Origin of the sequence: Paenibacillus sp. MMO-177, from assembly GCF_037147795.1 — a bacterium.
In the GTDB taxonomy this organism is placed as follows: domain Bacteria; phylum Bacillota; class Bacilli; order Paenibacillales; family Paenibacillaceae; genus Pristimantibacillus.
In genome coordinates, this window is record NZ_JBBCUR010000001.1 from 1,123,371 (window position 1) to 1,138,929 (window position 15,559).

Annotated in this window: 16 protein-coding genes; 2 read left to right on the plus strand and 14 right to left on the minus strand. The window is 53.0% G+C overall.

The annotated features are described in order from the left end of the window. Window positions 1-89: 89 nt before the first annotated feature. The 9 genes from WFK81_RS05000 to WFK81_RS05040 form a co-directional block, all read right to left on the minus strand. Entirely contained in the window at window positions 90-479 is a 390-nt protein-coding gene (locus tag WFK81_RS05000; protein WP_336785322.1) for a ferredoxin family protein, read from the minus strand. After that, window positions 476-2,110, minus strand: coding sequence for an FAD-binding protein (locus tag WFK81_RS05005; protein WP_336785323.1), 1,635 nt, complete (start codon window positions 2,108-2,110; stop codon window positions 476-478). The genes WFK81_RS05000 and WFK81_RS05005 overlap by 4 nt, the downstream gene beginning before the upstream one ends. Before the next feature lie 60 nt (window positions 2,111-2,170). Then, a complete protein-coding gene (locus WFK81_RS05010; protein WP_336785324.1) occupies window positions 2,171-2,968 on the minus strand; it encodes an alpha/beta hydrolase family protein in 798 nt (265 codons plus the stop codon). A gap of 29 nt (window positions 2,969-2,997) precedes the next feature. Then, a complete protein-coding gene (locus WFK81_RS05015) occupies window positions 2,998-4,089 on the minus strand; it encodes an ABC transporter substrate-binding protein (protein WP_336785325.1) in 1,092 nt (363 codons plus the stop codon). A gap of 43 nt (window positions 4,090-4,132) precedes the next feature. Further along, window positions 4,133-4,465 (minus strand): ferredoxin family protein, encoded by a 333-nt coding sequence (locus tag WFK81_RS05020; protein WP_336785326.1) that lies wholly within the window; start codon window positions 4,463-4,465, stop codon window positions 4,133-4,135. Beyond that, complete coding sequence (locus tag WFK81_RS05025) at window positions 4,462-6,081, minus strand: FAD-dependent oxidoreductase (protein WP_442956017.1); 1,620 nt, start codon at window positions 6,079-6,081, stop codon at window positions 4,462-4,464. Before WFK81_RS05025 ends, WFK81_RS05020 begins: the two co-directional genes overlap by 4 nt. Before the next feature lie 96 nt (window positions 6,082-6,177). Continuing rightward, window positions 6,178-7,068: an ABC transporter permease gene (locus WFK81_RS05030; RefSeq protein WP_336785327.1), complete on the minus strand. Its 891-nt coding sequence runs from the start codon at window positions 7,066-7,068 to the stop codon at window positions 6,178-6,180. An 18-nt stretch (window positions 7,069-7,086) separates the two neighbouring features. Beyond that, the gene (locus WFK81_RS05035) at window positions 7,087-7,884 is read right to left on the minus strand and encodes an ABC transporter permease (protein WP_336785328.1); all 798 of its coding nucleotides are present in this window, start codon (window positions 7,882-7,884) and stop codon (window positions 7,087-7,089) included. Between the two features lie 213 nt (window positions 7,885-8,097). After that, the gene (locus WFK81_RS05040; protein ID WP_336785329.1) at window positions 8,098-9,549 is read right to left on the minus strand and encodes an MDR family MFS transporter; all 1,452 of its coding nucleotides are present in this window, start codon (window positions 9,547-9,549) and stop codon (window positions 8,098-8,100) included. A 178-nt stretch (window positions 9,550-9,727) separates the two neighbouring features. On the opposite strand from WFK81_RS05040, the gene WFK81_RS05045 reads away from it, so the two are divergent. Next, window positions 9,728-10,414, plus strand: a complete 687-nt coding sequence (locus tag WFK81_RS05045) for a TetR/AcrR family transcriptional regulator (protein ID WP_336785330.1) — start codon at window positions 9,728-9,730, stop codon at window positions 10,412-10,414. 178 nt (window positions 10,415-10,592) lie between these two features. On the opposite strand, the gene WFK81_RS05050 is transcribed toward WFK81_RS05045, so the two are convergent. The 3 genes from WFK81_RS05050 to WFK81_RS05060 form a co-directional block, all read right to left on the minus strand. After that, a complete protein-coding gene (locus WFK81_RS05050; protein ID WP_336785331.1) occupies window positions 10,593-11,273 on the minus strand; it encodes an SdpI family protein in 681 nt (226 codons plus the stop codon). A 6-nt stretch (window positions 11,274-11,279) separates the two neighbouring features. Next, window positions 11,280-11,546 (minus strand): autorepressor SdpR family transcription factor, encoded by a 267-nt coding sequence (locus WFK81_RS05055; RefSeq protein WP_336785332.1) that lies wholly within the window; start codon window positions 11,544-11,546, stop codon window positions 11,280-11,282. A gap of 153 nt (window positions 11,547-11,699) precedes the next feature. Continuing rightward, a complete protein-coding gene (locus tag WFK81_RS05060) occupies window positions 11,700-12,398 on the minus strand; it encodes a TetR/AcrR family transcriptional regulator C-terminal domain-containing protein (protein ID WP_336785333.1) in 699 nt (232 codons plus the stop codon). Window positions 12,399-12,530: 132 nt separating this feature from the next. Between WFK81_RS05060 and WFK81_RS05065 the strand changes: the two genes are divergently transcribed. Continuing rightward, a complete protein-coding gene (locus tag WFK81_RS05065; protein WP_336785334.1) occupies window positions 12,531-13,889 on the plus strand; it encodes an MATE family efflux transporter in 1,359 nt (452 codons plus the stop codon). A 92-nt stretch (window positions 13,890-13,981) separates the two neighbouring features. Here WFK81_RS05065 and WFK81_RS05070 read toward each other — a convergent pair whose 3' ends face one another. Together WFK81_RS05070 and WFK81_RS05075 are read right to left on the minus strand one after the other, a co-directional pair. Further along, complete coding sequence (locus WFK81_RS05070; RefSeq protein WP_336785335.1) at window positions 13,982-14,749, minus strand: ABC transporter permease; 768 nt, start codon at window positions 14,747-14,749, stop codon at window positions 13,982-13,984. Continuing rightward, window positions 14,750-15,511, minus strand: coding sequence for an ABC transporter ATP-binding protein (locus WFK81_RS05075; RefSeq protein WP_336785336.1), 762 nt, complete (start codon window positions 15,509-15,511; stop codon window positions 14,750-14,752). Window positions 15,512-15,559 lie beyond the last annotated feature (48 nt).

A 15,559-nucleotide genomic window follows, 5' to 3' on the forward strand; every position in this document is an offset into this window, starting at 1 on the left:
ACAAACAGGACCCGGCTTAAACCGGCCAGGCAAAAAAACAAGTCCCAGGGCATCTAATCTACCCTGGGACTTGCTTCTTTCCTTCTATTTCAGTTCGTTTTGCTCCCGCCACGAACGACTTCCGATACGCCTTGCGGACGGACCGTGCGGGGAGGCAGGATCCGGTCGATAAACGGCGTTGTGTCAATGGCCGCAATCTTCGTACGCCCCGGCCCCCAGCCGATAATGGCTCGCCAGCTTCCGAGCACGCCTTGCTCCGCCAGCTCCCGCTCGTTCACTTCCACGCTCTGCTCGGCGTACGGCGAGACATACAGCGCATCCGCCGGACAATAAACCTCGCAGATGAAGCAGGTCTGGCAGTCGCTTTGCCGCGCAATGACGGGGATGCCATCCTCGGTTTTATCAAATACATTGGTCGGGCATACCTTAACGCAGATATTGCAGGAAATGCACCGTTCCTCGCTGACTAATTCTATCATCCTGCCTGCACCCCCCCGGAGCCAGCCGCTGCCCCGGCCGGCACAACGCCGCCGCCGGATTCCGGCACCTTCTCCGGCCGGACGCGGATCTCATCGAGTCCCGAGACGAGCAGCCGGTACTGCTGCTCCTCGTCCTGACCGGGATATTCCGACAGCACATGCAGGCCGCCGCTTCGGGATTCCTTCCGCGACAATGCCGCCGTATACATCCAGCGGGCGGTTGCCGCCATCGCGGCTGTCTCGCGGGCGCGCACCTGCTCCAGCATCGTTTGCGGCGCTTGATCATTCACCCGCTTCCACACCTCATCCAGCTGACGCAAAGCCAGCTTCAGCCCCCGTTCGGTGCGGAAATAATTAATGCCGAGCGGAAGAACCTGACTCTGAATATCCTTGATCAGCTCCTGCGAAGACGCAACGGAAGAAGCCGGGGCTGTGCCAAGCCCGTAGCGCCCGGCCGGCTTCAGATCGCGTTCCGCCGCGCTGCTCCGGTGAGACAAGGCATAAGCGGCTGCGCCTTTGCCCGCCCAGGTTCCCGAGCAGATTGCCCAAGACGCGTTAAAAGCGCCTCCGCCGGATGCCGAACCGGTAATGCGCTCGCGTGTTGCCGCATCCCCTGCGGCGAACAATCCGCCTACCGTTGTGCTGCAATCATCGCCAACAATCCGGATGCCGCCCGTGCCTCTTACCGTCCCTTCATACCGCAGCGTCAGCGGGAACGGCTCGGTAAACACGTCAATCCCCGCGCGGTCATACGGCAGGAAGAAGATCGCGTGAGATTTTCGTAAGAAGGCCTGCTTCTCCGGGGTATCCGCTTTGTTCATAATGGCATACACGGGTCCTTTGAGCAGAGCCTCCGCCAGAAAATCTCCCTGCCGCCCCGCAACGATCTCTTGGCCGGTATGATCGTAATACGTTGCCCATCCAAGCAGTCTCGAGCGGGTATTGGATCCAAAAGCCGGGGACGGCGCGTACTTGCGTGTAAATTCCATCCCCGACAGCTCTACGCCAAGCTCGCCGGCCATTAAATAACCGTCTCCGGTCAATACATTGCAGCCGAGTCCGTTGCTTAGAAAAGCGCAGCCGCCCGTTGCGATAACAACGGCATTCGCGCGAACCTCCCAGGTCTGGTTATCCTGCCTGGACACGCCGCGTGCGCCGCCTACGCCAAACTCATCGACCAACAGCTCAAGGGCTGGCGACTGGTCGAGCACTTTGACGCCGGCACGCTTCACGACCTTGCGCATAATCGACATGTATTCGGGTCCGTGCAGATGATCGCGCATCGGAGTGCCGTTCTCGTCACGGACGAACGGATAGCCCCACTGCTCAATCCGTTCCAGATTCGTATACACCTGGTCAAGCACCCGGTGAATCCATGCCGGCTCCGCCAAATACCCGCCCTGCTTCATTCGCTCCTCCACGGCACGCTTTCTCATTTCTTCGTCGGGCGGCAAATAAAGCAGATTCGTGCCTCCCGGCGCCGTTGCGCCGCTGCTGCCAAGGAAGCCCTTATCTGCCAGCACGACCTTCGCGCCATTAGTGGCTGCGCTCCAGGCCGCCCAAGCTCCGGCGGGTCCGCCGCCAATAACGAGCACATCCGCGGTAAGCCGCCGCTCTGCTGAATCACTCATCTTCCTTCCTCCTTATCCCATGAAAAGAGGCACTTGAATTTCTTCAAGCGCCTTTCTCTCTTATAGCAGCTTCTCCTTGAAAAAGCTGATCGTCGCCTGCAGCGCCGTTTGCAGCTGCGCGTTTGCCCCTCCATACGGATGTACCGTATTAAAGGTATGGTCCGCTCCTTGCACCAGCACGTATTGCTGATGCGGAGCTTCATCTTGGAAGTACCGCAGCTGTTCGAGCAGCGGCTCCCGATCCAGGTCTCCCTGCACGATCAAGGCGGGGAGACGCAGACCGGTAAAAGCTTCGCGAATGTTAAAGCGCGCTTCATTTCTCTGCCAATCCTCCTGAACCGTCAGATCCAGCAGGCTAACCGTTTCGCCCGCCGGCAGGTGGCGGGATGGAGGAGGTCCTCCATTCCATACCGCTAAGGCGGCTATTTGTTCAGGCTTCTCGCTGGCCGTCAGGATGCTGCTTCCTCCGGCTCTGCTGTGGCCAAGCAGCCCGATCTTGGTCCGGTCAGCCAATTGAGGCTGCGGCAAATCGCCGTTTAATAACGCGCGAAGCACAGTCTCCAAATCGTCAAGCTCCTGAGAAAAGGTAGATGCGGCTGCAATCGACGCTTCTTCCAAGCCGTCTTCCCTGGCGGCAATGCGCGAGAAATTGTAGCTGACCGAATAAAAGCCCTCTTCAGCCAAACGGTTCGTCACATCCGGCCAGAATGCCCAGTCCTTATAGCCTCTAAAGCCATGACTTACGATAATAACCGGATGCGGCTTGCCGTCATCCAAGGATTTGATTTCGCCCTGCAAACGGATGCCCTTGCTCGAGTACAACGTAAATGACTGGACGGTCAGCGTATCCTTTCCCATAACCATTCCTCTCCTATCTGATCAATCGGTTACTTTATTTCCCAATCTTCAATCTTGTAATCCTTCTTCGCCAGCCCTTCCTCGACAAGGAAGTCCTTCGTGCCCGTAATCCGCGTAATCCCTTCTGCCGGGAACGGTTCAACCGTAATATCGCTGATTGGGCTTACTTTCTTCGCCAGATCTACGGTCGTTTTGTTCAGAGCGGCAATAAACTGGTAATATTCATCTTCATGTTGTTTTAAATCCTCCAGCGCTTTTTGGCGGGCTTCATTCCATACCTTCGGGAAATCCGGGAATTTCTTCAGATAGCTTTCCGATACAACCGTTACCCCCGTGCCATGCAGCTCCGGATGTTTGGTTGAATCATCAATTAACGTATAGCCTTGGGCTAGCAGCTTCTGCGCGGTATAACCCGTGTTGGTCATGGCATCCACATCACCCTTGGCAAGCGCCGCTTGGGCATCAGGAATAAGCATATGGACCAGCTTGTAATCCGTCACGCCAGCCTGCTTCAGCAGACCAACAACGTAACGGTGCATGTAGGAGCCTTTTTGAATCGCAATCGTTTTGCCTTTCAGCTCTTCGACCGTCTTTGGACCGTTAGGACCCGAGATCAAGTAACCGATATTTGTAATCGTCGTCTGATTAATGAGCCTGGTCTTCGCGCCGGAAGCGTAAGCGATAATGGCCGGGGTATCGCCCAAGCCGCCAAAATCAAGCCGTCCGCTGATGAGCGATTCCGTCTGGTCCGGACCGTTCGGGAAGCCCGTCAGCTTCACTTCCTCGATGCCGTATTTTTTCAATTCCGCTTGGATAATGCCTTTATAAAAGCCCCAGCCTTCCGCTCCGCCGGGAAGATTCTTATCATTGCTTCCGATATAACCGTAGTTAAGAACGGCCGGCACTTTACTGTCCTTGTCCGGCGCGGCAGTTGCAGCTGCCGTCTCCGTTCCCGTTGGCGCGCTGGCGCCGGCATTGGCGCTATCCTTCGCATTCCCGTTCGAGCTATTGTTCGCTCCGCAAGCCTGCAGCCATGCCGTTGCCATAATTAACACCGCGATCAGCGCTAGTCTGACCGGTCCGCGTAATCCTCTTTGTTTCTCTCTTCCCTTGCCGCTCATAAATACAGACCCCTCTCAGTGATTAAGTATAATTGCGTACTCGTTAAAATTTCGCGTATAGCGACAGCCGGTACATATAGTCATGCGAAGCGACTGGCGTTCTGCCTTTGCCCCAGCCGACCTTCTCCCGGTACCCGCCAAGCAATCCCTGCCGCTCCGCTTCCCGCTCGGTAATGCCGATCACCTGCTCCGAATCCGGCGCAACGTATAACGCGTCAACCGGGCAGTACAGCTCGCACATAAAGCAGGTCTGGCATTCGTCCTGCCTGGCGATTACGGGAATCCCGTCATCGCCGCGGTCGAATACGTTTGTTGGGCATACCGATACGCACTGATTGCAGGACACACACCGGCTCTCGCTGACAACCTCAATCATGGTGCGATAACCTCCTTCTCGGAACGTGCTGCTTCATTAACGGCTTCCGGCTTCACCCACACCTGATCCAATCCGCCGCTGATAAGCCGGTAATGCTGGCCGGCATCCTGCGTTGGGAAATCCTCGCGCTTGTGCATGCCGCGGGTCTCCGTCCTGGCAAGCGCGGAATTGTACATCCATCTTGCGGTCGCGGTCATTGCCTGCGCTTCGCGAGCTTTCACCCCGCCTGCCGAAAGCTCCACCTCCTGATTCCGCTGATCCTTCCATAGTCCGTCAAGCCGTTGCAGCGAGCCCTTCAGCCCTTGCTCCGTACGGAACAAATTGCGGTCGTACGGTGCTACCTCCTCTTGCACGGCGCGGACAATCTCCTCCGTCTTCTTCGGAGAGGCAGCCGCCGTGCTCGTAATGACCGAAGTGGAGGCACTCTGCAGCTTGCGGCCATTCGCGTGCTCGCCAAGCTTTTTCGCGTACGCTGCCGCGCCTTCTCCGGCAAAAGAACCGGAAGACATCGCCCATGCCGCGTTATGGCTGCCGCCGCCGGTAAAACCGCCGCAGATCAGCTCGCGCGTTGCCGCATCGCCCGCCGCATAGAGGCCGGGCACCGAAGTGGCACAGGTCTCGTCGGTAATGCGGATACCGCCTGTTCCGCGCACAGTCCCTTCCAGCCTAAGCGTTACCGGGAATAAATCGGTGAACGGATCAATCCCGCGGCGGTCGAACGGCAGGAAGAAGTTCGTCTGATTCACCTGAAGCAGCGGCTTGATCTCCTCCGGAGCAAGATCCAGCTTCGCGTACACCTGGCGGCCTTCCAGCAGCTTGCGGGCAATAATGGAGCGGCCGCGCTTCGAGCCAGCCCCCTCTACCGGCGTTCCGTCCTCATAATAGAAGGAAGCGTAGGAGTAATAGGCCGTTTTCGTTACCGAAGAAAAGGTCGGACTAATCGCATAAGCGTTGGAGAATTCCATGCCCGATAGCTGAGCGCCCGTCTCGGCCGCAAGCAAATAACCGTCACCGGTCAGCACGTTGCAGCCAAGCGCCTTGCTTAAGAACGCGCATCCGCCGGTTGCGATCACAACGGCTCCTGCATGCACGGTCCACGCATCGCCCGTTTGCGTTTGCACGCCGGACGCGCCGCCAACGCCGTGTTCGTCCACAAGCAGCTCGAGGGCGGGGCTATGATCCAAAATTTTGACGCCCGCCTTCTTCACCAGCTTGCGCATCAGGCGCATATATTCGGGACCTTGAAGTCCCCGCTTGTGAAGCTCGCCGTCGTCATCCTTCGGGAAAGGATAGCCGGCATGGCCAAGCCGGTTCATATTCTCGTACGTCCGGTCAAGCACCCGGTCCATCCAGCGGTGCTCCGCAAGACGGCCGCCCATTTCGTAACGGCTGGCTTTCGCTTCCTCGCGCAGCCGGTCCTCCGGCTTCACATACCAGACGCCGGTGCCCGAAGGCGCGGTTGCCCCGCTTGAGCCGCAATAGCCTTTGTCGGCCAGAATAACGTTCGCGCCTTGCGAAGCAGCCGTAATGGCCGCCCATGTTCCCGCAGGTCCGCCCCCGATGACAAGAACATCCGCCTGCAATTGAATAGCACCGTATGGTAATACGATCGACATTTCGTTTTCCCCCTCGAATAATTGATTGAATATTTCGACTATTGACTGAGTAAAACGGCTGCTCCGGCGAGAACAACCGGGATTGCCGTTCAAGCATTAGCCCTTGTAGCTGTCACGCCAGTTCAGCCAGCGAATTTCAAGGCTCTTCATGATGGAATCAATGAGCTTCCCGATTACCGCAAATATAATAATGCCGACAAAAATAACGGAGGTTTCCGAGTTCTGTTTGGCCTCATTGATAAGGAAGCCGATTCCGGACCGGGAGCCGATCAGCTCCGCCACGACAAGCCCAATCCAGGATACGGCAAGCGAGATTCGAACTCCGATCAGAATATCGGGAAGCGCAGCCGGAAGAATCAGCCGAGTCAGCCGTTTGAACGGACTGAAGCCCAGAATGCGCGACACTTCGAACAGCTTATTGTCTACATTGCGGATGCCGAGAAACGTGTTGATATACAGCGGGAAAAACGAACCGGACACGATAATGGCGATTTTGGACGTTTCCCCGAAACCAAACCACAGGATAATAAGCGGTGCAATGGCGAGATGCGGGACAAGCCGTAACACTTGAATGCTTGGATCAAGCAGGTATTGAGCTTTCCGGAACAGCCCTGTCAGTAATCCGAACAGGAGTCCGGCCGTCCCTCCGATCAGGAAACCTAACCCGGCTCTCCCCATGCTGACGAGCAGATGATGCAGAAGATTTTCCGAGGCGGCCAGCGTCCCGAATGCCCGAAGAATCGAGGCAGGCGATGGCATAAACATAGGCGAGATATACCCGGCCGAAGCGGCGATCTGCCACAAAACAAGAAGCACGGCCGGAATGGCCGCCCCTAATGCGATGTCTTTCAGCACAACTGCCGCAAGCTTCGATGACCACCGCCGCTTGCGCTTTGCAGCTCCTTTTCCCGCGGCTCTCTCCCCTCCGGCTAACCCAGCTTCCGGTGCCGCTTGAGGAGAAACAACCGCTTCGAGTGAATTGCTCATAATTACCTTGCCTCCCTTCTAGCCGTTGTAACGGTCCTTCCATCTGAGCAGCCGGCGCTCGATCAAGGCGAGCAGCGTATCGGTGAACAGCCCAAGAACGGCGAATATAAAGATGCCTACGAAGACCACCGGCGTATCCGCAAACTGCCGGGCATCCGACATCATATAACCAATCCCGGAAGTTGAAGCAATCAGCTCCGCCACAACCAGGCCAAGCCAGGATAATCCGATCGACAAGCGCGCGCCCAAGATAATATTCGGCATAGCGGCCGGCAGAATCAGCCTTGTGATTTGCTTCAAACGGCTGAAGCCCAGCACTCTGGCTACTTCAAACAGCTTGTTGTCCACATTGCGGATTCCGAGGAACGTATTGATGTACAGCGGGAAAAAGGCGCTTTTGGCAATGAGCAGCACTTTGGATTCCTCGCCGATGCCGAACCATAAAATAAACAACGGCACAACGGCAAGGCTTGGGATCATCCGAATCATCTGGATCGTGGGATCAAGCAGCTTTTCCGTCCGTCGGAACAAGCCAACCGCAATGCCAAACAGCAAGCCCAGCGAGCCGCCCAGCGCAAATCCCAGCAAAGCCCTTGTCACGCTAATCTGGATATTCGACCACAGGTCGCCGGACGATGCCAAGGAAATGCCGGCTTCCGCAATCGCATAAGGGGTCGGGAACAGCAGCTCCGAAATATAACCGTAATGCCCAAGCACCTGCCATAAGACCAGCAATGTTACCGGAAATACTAGCGCCAGCCCTGTTAGAGTCAGCCTGCCCGGCGTTTTCCCCGCTGCTGCAGCTTGACTGCTCATCTTGATCACCACTTTTCTCGAAAATAAAAAAGAGGCATCCTCATATCACATAAGAGAATGCCTCCGTTAGAACGGTTGACGTTTTTATTAATCTTGTTAATTCCTATTGATTAACTTTGATATAAGAGTAGCATGGGGATTTTTGACTGTCAATCGAAAAATCCTTAAACGCTAAAAAAGCATCACGGCCTTTATGGCCATGATGCTTTTTCATTAAGCTGCGGCTGCAGCGTTTTTGGAGCGTTTCGCTTGTTTGCGGATGATAAGGGTAAACGGTATCGCGATAACCGCGATATAAGTCGCAATCGTAAACACGTCGTTGACGCTGAGGGTAAAGGCAAACAGCGGAATGACCTTTGCGTTTTCCGTGCCGGCTTGCGTCAGATCCGATACATGCGTAATGGTATGGGAAGCCAGCAGCGAGGTGAACAAGGCAATCGCAAAGGAGCCGCCTACGTTGCGCACCCAGTTGGTGACCGAGGAGGCATGCCCCACCATTTGCGGCGGAATTTCCTCCATGCCGGCCGTGCTTGTTGCCGCAGCGGCAAAGGATACGCCTAGGTTACGCACCGCCATCCAGAAAATCACGTAAAAATGCGAGCTGTCCGTATGCAGATGAGTCATCTCATAGCTGCCGAGAATAATAAGCACAAGCCCGCCGATGGTCATCCATTTCGCGCCAACGCGCGGGTACAGCTTGCCGGCAATCGGCATCGCCAGCGCCATGACAAGAGACGAAGGAAGCAGGATAAGCCCCGTATCCATCGGCGTGATCTGCTGTACGTTTTGCAGGAATAACGGAACAAGCAAGGTGCCCGAATACAGGCTGATCGTAATGATCGTGTTGGCGACAAGCGTAATCGAGAAACGGTAGTTGCCGAACACTCTCAGGTTGAGCAACGGACTCTCGGTTCTGAGCTCATGCCAGATAAAGAGCGCCAGCATGACCGCTCCGAAACCAAACAGGCCTAGCACTTTCGCGGAATCCCAGCCCCATTGCCGCCCTTCGCTCAAGGCGAGCAGCAGCGCTACGCTGCTGAGCACAACGGTAGTAAGGCCAAGCTTATCCAGAACCTTAGCCGTTCCGACTCTCACGTCAGGAATCATCGTAATAATGAACCAGATCGCGATAATTCCGATCGGCACGTTCATGAAGAAAATCCAGCGCCAGTCGAACTGCTGAATGAGCCAGCCGCTGAGCGTTGGGCCGAATGCCGGAGCAAGCATGCCGGACAAGCCCCAGATGCTGACGGCAAACGGCTGTTTTTCCTTCGGAATGATCTGAAAAATAATGGTCATTGTCGCAGGCATAACAAGCCCCGTAAAGATACCCTGAATAATCCGGAAAGCAATCAGCGAACCGGCATTCCAGGAAAAGCCGCACAATAAGGAGAAAATAACAAACCCGATCATGGCATACAGATAGACGTTCTTGTAGCCGAATTTATCCCCCAAATAACCCGATAACGGCGCTATCGTCCCCAGGGAAAGCATAAAGCCCGTTAAGGTCCACTGCACCGTGCTCAGGTCCGAGTGGAAATCCTGCATAAAGATTGTAAGCGCGACATTAATGGTGCTGATCCCGAGAATGCTCAGGAAGGCGCCAAAAAATATGGCAATCATAATCGGCCAGAATCGGATATTCTGGCTGGATGATGTATTCATTTGTTCCTCTTCTCCTATCTCTTTTGGCCGGATGGCCTACTGTAGAAATGATCATACTGCAAAAACTAGCCAAAGTAAACTCATTTACACAAAATTAGTTTAGTTCGGCTAATCCGTTCATTTCTTTATCCGGCAAAATCGTGTATACTCTTACATAGGAAGAGAGGTTGAATACTTTATGGATACAACGGGTGAAACGCAAAGCTGCCGATATACCGATGAAACGACTAAAAACAAATATGTCGCCAAGCTGTTGCATCCCATAAAGTCAAACGGCTTTCAGGGACTTCGCATGGACGACATCGCCAAGGCGATGGATTTGTCCAAAGCGACATTATATAAATATTTTCCTTCCCGCGATGAGATCATTGAGCGGCTGACAGACCTTTATATTAAGTATGTAGTTTGCGATGAAGCAAAGCTGATGGAAGGAAGCCACGAAGCTTACATCAAGGGCTTTCAGTCCACCTTCTCGCAGACGCTTATTATTGCGAACTACGGCACGGAGCCCTTTTTCCAGGATCTGCGCGAAATCTACCCGCAGTTGCTGGCCTCGATCGAAGTATCGATCAGTGACCGCAACGGCCGGCTTCGGGCGTTCTACGAGCGGGGCATGGCCGAAGGGTATATGAACGATTTGAATGCGATGCTTATCATCCTGCAAGACGAGCTTATGTTCCAGAAGCTGCTCGATCCCCATTATTTGATGAGGCACAACCTCACGCTTCGGGGCGCCATCTGGGACTACTACCAGATCAAGAAGCAGCAGCTGTTCAAGCCTGACGTGCTCGCCCAGATTAACGACGAAGCGATGTCGGAGAAGGTGGATTCCCTTGTTCGGAAAATCACTTTTGGCGTCTCTTAAGCAAGCATAAAGAGATACTGGTTACGCAGGAATGGCTACAATGGATCTCATGCAGGATAATGAGCCAATTTCGGCTGTTACCTTATGCTACATTGGAGTTCGTGTAGGGAAGCAAACGAATAAAAGCAGCTGCCCGGGTTCATCACCCCGGCAGCTGCCTTTTTAATTCGTCCCTTATTCACGATTTCTTTTTCGCGCCCGCATACAAAAGATACGAGTACAGGTACGGGATAACGACGCTCAACACCATGCTGACAATAAGAACAGCAATCAGCCACTTGGCCGTCAGCAGGCAACCTCCCAACAGCATCAGAATCCCCGCAACAAACCATAACCTTCCGCCCAGCCGGTGCGTGCTGCGCCAGTTATTCTCGTCCGTGATCGTCCACGGCGTCCGGATTCCCATAAAGAAATTGCTGCGCAGCTGCCCCATCCGGTTGCCGATAATCATCCACATAATGCCGAGGCCGCCAAAGACGATATTGACAAAAGGCAGATCGTAATCGAGATTTTGCAGAATCATCAGCACAAACACTCCGTGAATAAACAGGCTGATCGTCCACCGCATCAGCGTGTAATACTCGCTGAACCGGGCATAATTCTGACGGCGCGGATCGACATTTCGGACGACCGATAGAAAAACGGGCAGTACGATGCCGACACCGGCGTATAACAGCCACATGTTGGATTTGTTCATTGTGCCGTTCTGCTCGCCATTAATGTTGTAGTGGCTCCCAATGACATCCGGAAGCTGATGGTTAAACACGAGAAATACGATGCCAAAAATAACAGCATTAACGATGAGCAAAATCCAGTCTTGCTTGCCCCAGCGTATAGTCTGATTCGTTGTTTCGTTCATCTTACTTCAGTCCCCTTTCGTTCCGAGTATGCCGAGAAACCAGCCCATTGCTTCCTGCACAACGGTCATGTTCAGCGAGTACACCCTGTTTTGTCCCTGTCGTTCTTCGGTCACCAGCTTGGTTTGCTTCAGCAAATTCAAATGATGGGAAATGCTTGGCTTGGATATATTAAAGTGGTCGGCGATTTGCCCGGCGGACAGATCTTGTTCCCTCAGCAATTGAAGGATCTGCCGTCTTGTCGGATCGGACAACGCCTTAAAGGCATCATTCAAGATTTACTCACTCCTCCCGAAGTAACTATTCGATATTTAGATAATATTCTAAATATCGAATAAAAGCAAGCCAGCTTTCGCCCTTTTTTCGAATATCAACTCGGGGTCTACCAAAAAACAGCCTGCCGCAGCGGGCAGACTGTCCATCCGTTCCTATTTATATTGCGCGGTCTCCTGTTCTTTAATCACCTGCTCAATTCCCGACAAAATCAGCTTCAAGCCGAATTCAAACGCCCCATCCGTCCCCATCAGCTCGAACAGCCCGCTCTTGAACATCCTCCGGAACAATCCCGCATCCGTCTCGCTCATCGAGTCTAGAAGATGAATCATCTCCCCGCTCGGCATCTCTCCCTGCTCCTTAACAATAGCGGAGACATTGCGTTGATGCTCGTAATCGTCCAAAACGAAGTAGAAAACATAGTTCATAACCGTAAGAATAGCCTGTAATTTCTGCTCTTGGTCAAGCGGCGTCGATTCCACGCAGAGCAGCATACGGTTGGTGAACCGGATGATGTCCGGCTCGTGAGGAAGCGTCATCATCATAAGCTGCGTTGAACAAGGGTAACGGCGGAGCACAATCCTTACCGTAACCGCAAGCCCTGCCAGCTGCTCCTTCCAATCCCCGTCTGAGTGGAACTCCTCCAAAATAATCTTCGATACCTGGTTGGCTAGACGCTGATAAAGATTCTGCTTGCTCTTAAAGTACCAGTACAGAGAAGGGGCCTGAATGCCCAGCCGGTCGGCTAAACGTCTCATGCTGAACTTCTCGATCCCTTCCTCCCCCAAAAGCTCCCATGACGACCCCAGTATCTTATCCTCCGAAATCTGAGGCTGCTTCTGCTTCTTGTTCATTCGTATCCGCCCTTTTATCTAACAGTGTAAGTTTGTTGTTTACAGGTTTATAAGTTCATGATATCATCTAACACTGTAAGGTTCAATCTAACACCGTTAGACAAATACAAACATAAGAAAGAAGTGATCCGGATGGATACGCAAAACCTCCATTACTTTGAAAAAGCGCCGGTCGCTAAAGCCGTAGCTCACTTCGCCGTACCGATGATGCTGGGCACGTCGATGAGCGTCATCTATTCCATCTTGAATGCCTATTTTCTTGGTACCCTAAACAACACCGCCATGTTAACCGCACTCGCGTTAACCTTGCCGTTATTCGCGATTATTATGGCGCTGGGCAACTTGATCGGCATGGGCAGCGGAACCTTCATCTCCCGTTTGCTGGGAGAGAAGAAATACGATGATGTAAAGCATGTGTCCTCCTTCGCGTTTTACAGCAGTTTAGTGCTTGGTCTTATCGTGATTGCCGTTGGCCTCCCGTTAATCGATCCCATTGTCCACGGCCTGGGGGCAACCCCTGAATCCTTCGGATTTACAAAGGACTATGTCACGATTATGCTCATCGGTTCGCCAATCGTCGTATTGTTCTTCACGCTGGAGAACATCGTGCGTTCGGAGGGCGCGGCTATTACGTCGATGACCGGCATGATACTTAGCGTTGTAGTCAACATTATTCTCGATGCTTTGGTCGTCTTCGTATTCCATTGGGAGGTGATCGGCGTTGCGTCCGCTACGGTTGTTTCCAACTTGGCTGCGTGTGCATTTTTTGCCTTCTATATGGGGAAAAAGAGCCCATTTTTGACGATCTCCATGAAATGGTTCAAGGCTAGCAAGGAGATTATGAGCAATGTATTTAAAATCGGGGTTCCCGTCTTTATTATGAGTATCTTTCTGGGCGCTATGTCGCTCATCTTTAACCACTATCTTGTCGAATATGGAGATCAATCCGTAGCGGCTTACGGCATTTCATCCCGATTACTGCAGTTTCCCGAGTTTATCCTGATGGGCTTATGCGAAGGCGTTGTGCCGCTCATCGCTTTCACCTTCACGGCGAATAAATCGCGCATGAAGAAAACCATCGGATTTACGATCAAAATGATTGTAGCGTTGGCGGTCGTATTCGGCATTATCGTCTATCTAATTTCCGACCACATGATTGGTTTGTTTACAAACGATCCCCAATTAATTGAAATGGGCAGTTACATTCTGCATGTAACCTTCTTATCCTTGTTCATAACCGGAATGACCACGTTGTTTACGGGGATCTTCCAAGCAACGGCGCAAGGAACCGCCGCGTTTATCATGTCAATTATTCAAGGAATCACTCTGATTCCGGTGCTCTATATCGCCAATCAAATGAACGGCTTCCACGGTGTAGTCTGGTCGCTCGTCATTGCGGATACCGTAGCGTTCCTAGTTGGAGCTGTCATGCTGTATGTTCTGCGGAACAAATTGCAGCCGGATTTGGAAAGCTTAGTCCATCAAGCGTAAACGGCTGCGCCGTCCTTATATTTCAAAAAAAGCAAAAGGCGGGATCAGGGTACGTCGCCCCATCCTGCCTTTTGCTTTTTTTGTATGAATGGTTATACCTTCTTTTTGTACACTCTCATTGCAAACACATAAGCGACGAACATAATTCCGACACACCAGGCAAGAGCGATCCAGATGTCATGGTGTAAAGGCTGGCCTGCAAGCAAAGCACGGATGGATTCTACGATGGAGGTCACTGGCTGGTTTTCGGCAAACACGCGAACGACGGTTGGCATCGATTCGGTTGGCACAAATGCCGAACTGATAAAGGGCAGGAAGATGAGAGGATAGGAAAAGGCGCTGGCACCGTCAACCGTCTTTGCCGACAATCCGGCTATCGCGGCAACCCAAGTTAAAGCTAGCGTAAACAGAGCAAGGATACCGGCTACGGCAAGCCATGGCAGCACTCCCGCGGACGAGCGAAAGCCCATGATTAAGGCGACTAGAATGATGACCGCTACCGAAATAGCATTAGATACAAGCGAAGTTAATACATGCCCCCAGAGCAAGGCGGAACGCGATATCGGCATCGTGTGAAACCGCTGGAATATCCCCTTCTGGACATCGGTGAACAACCGGAATGCCGTGTAAGCTATGCCGCTGGCAATGGCCATCAAAAGTATGCCGGGAAGCAGGTAATTCACATAATTATCCGTACCGGTTTTTATGGCGCCGCCAAATACGTACACGAACAGCAGCATCATGGCGATTGGCGTAATGGTAACCGTAATGATGGTATCCATGCTGCGGAAAATGTGGCGCATGGAACGCCCAAGCATAACGCTAATATCGATGAAAAAATGCTTCTTTGCCGTTTCCATTTACATGGCCTCCTTTTTGCCGATAATCGAGAGGAAGATTTCCTCTAATGACGGTTGTTTCTCGATATATTCGACCTTTGTCGCAGGGAACTGCTTTTTCAAATCCGATAGCGTGCCGCTGGCAATAATCCGGCCTTCGTGTAGAATGGCAATCCGGTCGGCCAGCTGCTCCGCCTCCTCCAAATACTGCGTAGTAAGAAGGACTGTCGTTCCGCCGTCCGCCAGCTCCTTGACGACTTTCCATACCTCGATGCGGGCTTCGGGATCAAGTCCCGTCGTTGGCTCATCCAGAAATATGATCTTTGGTTTGCCCACAAGACTAAGCGCGATATCGAGTCTGCGGCGCATCCCTCCTGAGTAAGTAGATACTCTTCTGTCGGCAGCGTCTGTTAAGCCAAAGCGCTTCAACATATCTTCCGCGACCTGGCGCGGGTTTTTGAGATACCTCAGCTTGGCGATCATGATCAAATTCTCGCGGCCGGTCAGTATTTCATCCACGGCGGCAAACTGTCCGGTCAGGCTGATCGCCTGGCGCACCTGATCCTGCTGCGACGAGACATCAAATCCGTTGACGACTGCGGTTCCTCCGTCCGCCGCGAGCAGCGTGGTGAGAATTTTAACTACCGTTGTCTTCCCTGCCCCGTTGGATCCGAGGAGAGCGAATATGTTGCCCTGCTCTACCTCGAAATCTACGCCCTTCAATACTTCGAGCTGCTTGTAGGATTTCCGCAGACCTTTTACTTGAATAGACTTGGTTTGCATGGGGTAACCTCCTAAAAAAGTATGTGAAGCCATTCTTACTTGGTAATC

Bases quoted from the DNA above. Each gene is read 5' to 3' on its own strand.
- WFK81_RS05050 (WP_336785331.1), bottom strand. From the start codon at position 11,273: ATGAACGAAACAACGAATCAGACTATACGCTGGGGCAAGCAAGACTGG.
- WFK81_RS05045 (WP_336785330.1), top strand. From the start codon at position 9,728: ATGGATACAACGGGTGAAACGCAAAGCTGCCGATATACCGATGAAACG.
- WFK81_RS05075 (WP_336785336.1), bottom strand. From the start codon at position 15,511: ATGCAAACCAAGTCTATTCAAGTAAAAGGTCTGCGGAAATCCTACAAG.
- WFK81_RS05025 (WP_442956017.1), bottom strand. From the start codon at position 6,081: ATGTCGATCGTATTACCATACGGTGCTATTCAATTGCAGGCGGATGTT.
- WFK81_RS05035 (WP_336785328.1), bottom strand. From the start codon at position 7,884: ATGAGCAGTCAAGCTGCAGCAGCGGGGAAAACGCCGGGCAGGCTGACT.
- WFK81_RS05005 (WP_336785323.1), bottom strand. From the start codon at position 2,110: ATGAGTGATTCAGCAGAGCGGCGGCTTACCGCGGATGTGCTCGTTATT.
- WFK81_RS05030 (WP_336785327.1), bottom strand. From the start codon at position 7,068: ATGAGCAATTCACTCGAAGCGGTTGTTTCTCCTCAAGCGGCACCGGAA.
- WFK81_RS05065 (WP_336785334.1), top strand. From the start codon at position 12,531: ATGGATACGCAAAACCTCCATTACTTTGAAAAAGCGCCGGTCGCTAAA.
- WFK81_RS05015 (WP_336785325.1), bottom strand. From the start codon at position 4,089: ATGAGCGGCAAGGGAAGAGAGAAACAAAGAGGATTACGCGGACCGGTC.
- WFK81_RS05070 (WP_336785335.1), bottom strand. From the start codon at position 14,749: ATGGAAACGGCAAAGAAGCATTTTTTCATCGATATTAGCGTTATGCTT.
- WFK81_RS05010 (WP_336785324.1), bottom strand. From the start codon at position 2,968: ATGGGAAAGGATACGCTGACCGTCCAGTCATTTACGTTGTACTCGAGC.
- WFK81_RS05060 (WP_336785333.1), bottom strand. From the start codon at position 12,398: ATGAACAAGAAGCAGAAGCAGCCTCAGATTTCGGAGGATAAGATACTG.
- WFK81_RS05000 (WP_336785322.1), bottom strand. From the start codon at position 479: ATGATAGAATTAGTCAGCGAGGAACGGTGCATTTCCTGCAATATCTGC.
- WFK81_RS05040 (WP_336785329.1), bottom strand. From the start codon at position 9,549: ATGAATACATCATCCAGCCAGAATATCCGATTCTGGCCGATTATGATT.
- WFK81_RS05020 (WP_336785326.1), bottom strand. From the start codon at position 4,465: ATGATTGAGGTTGTCAGCGAGAGCCGGTGTGTGTCCTGCAATCAGTGC.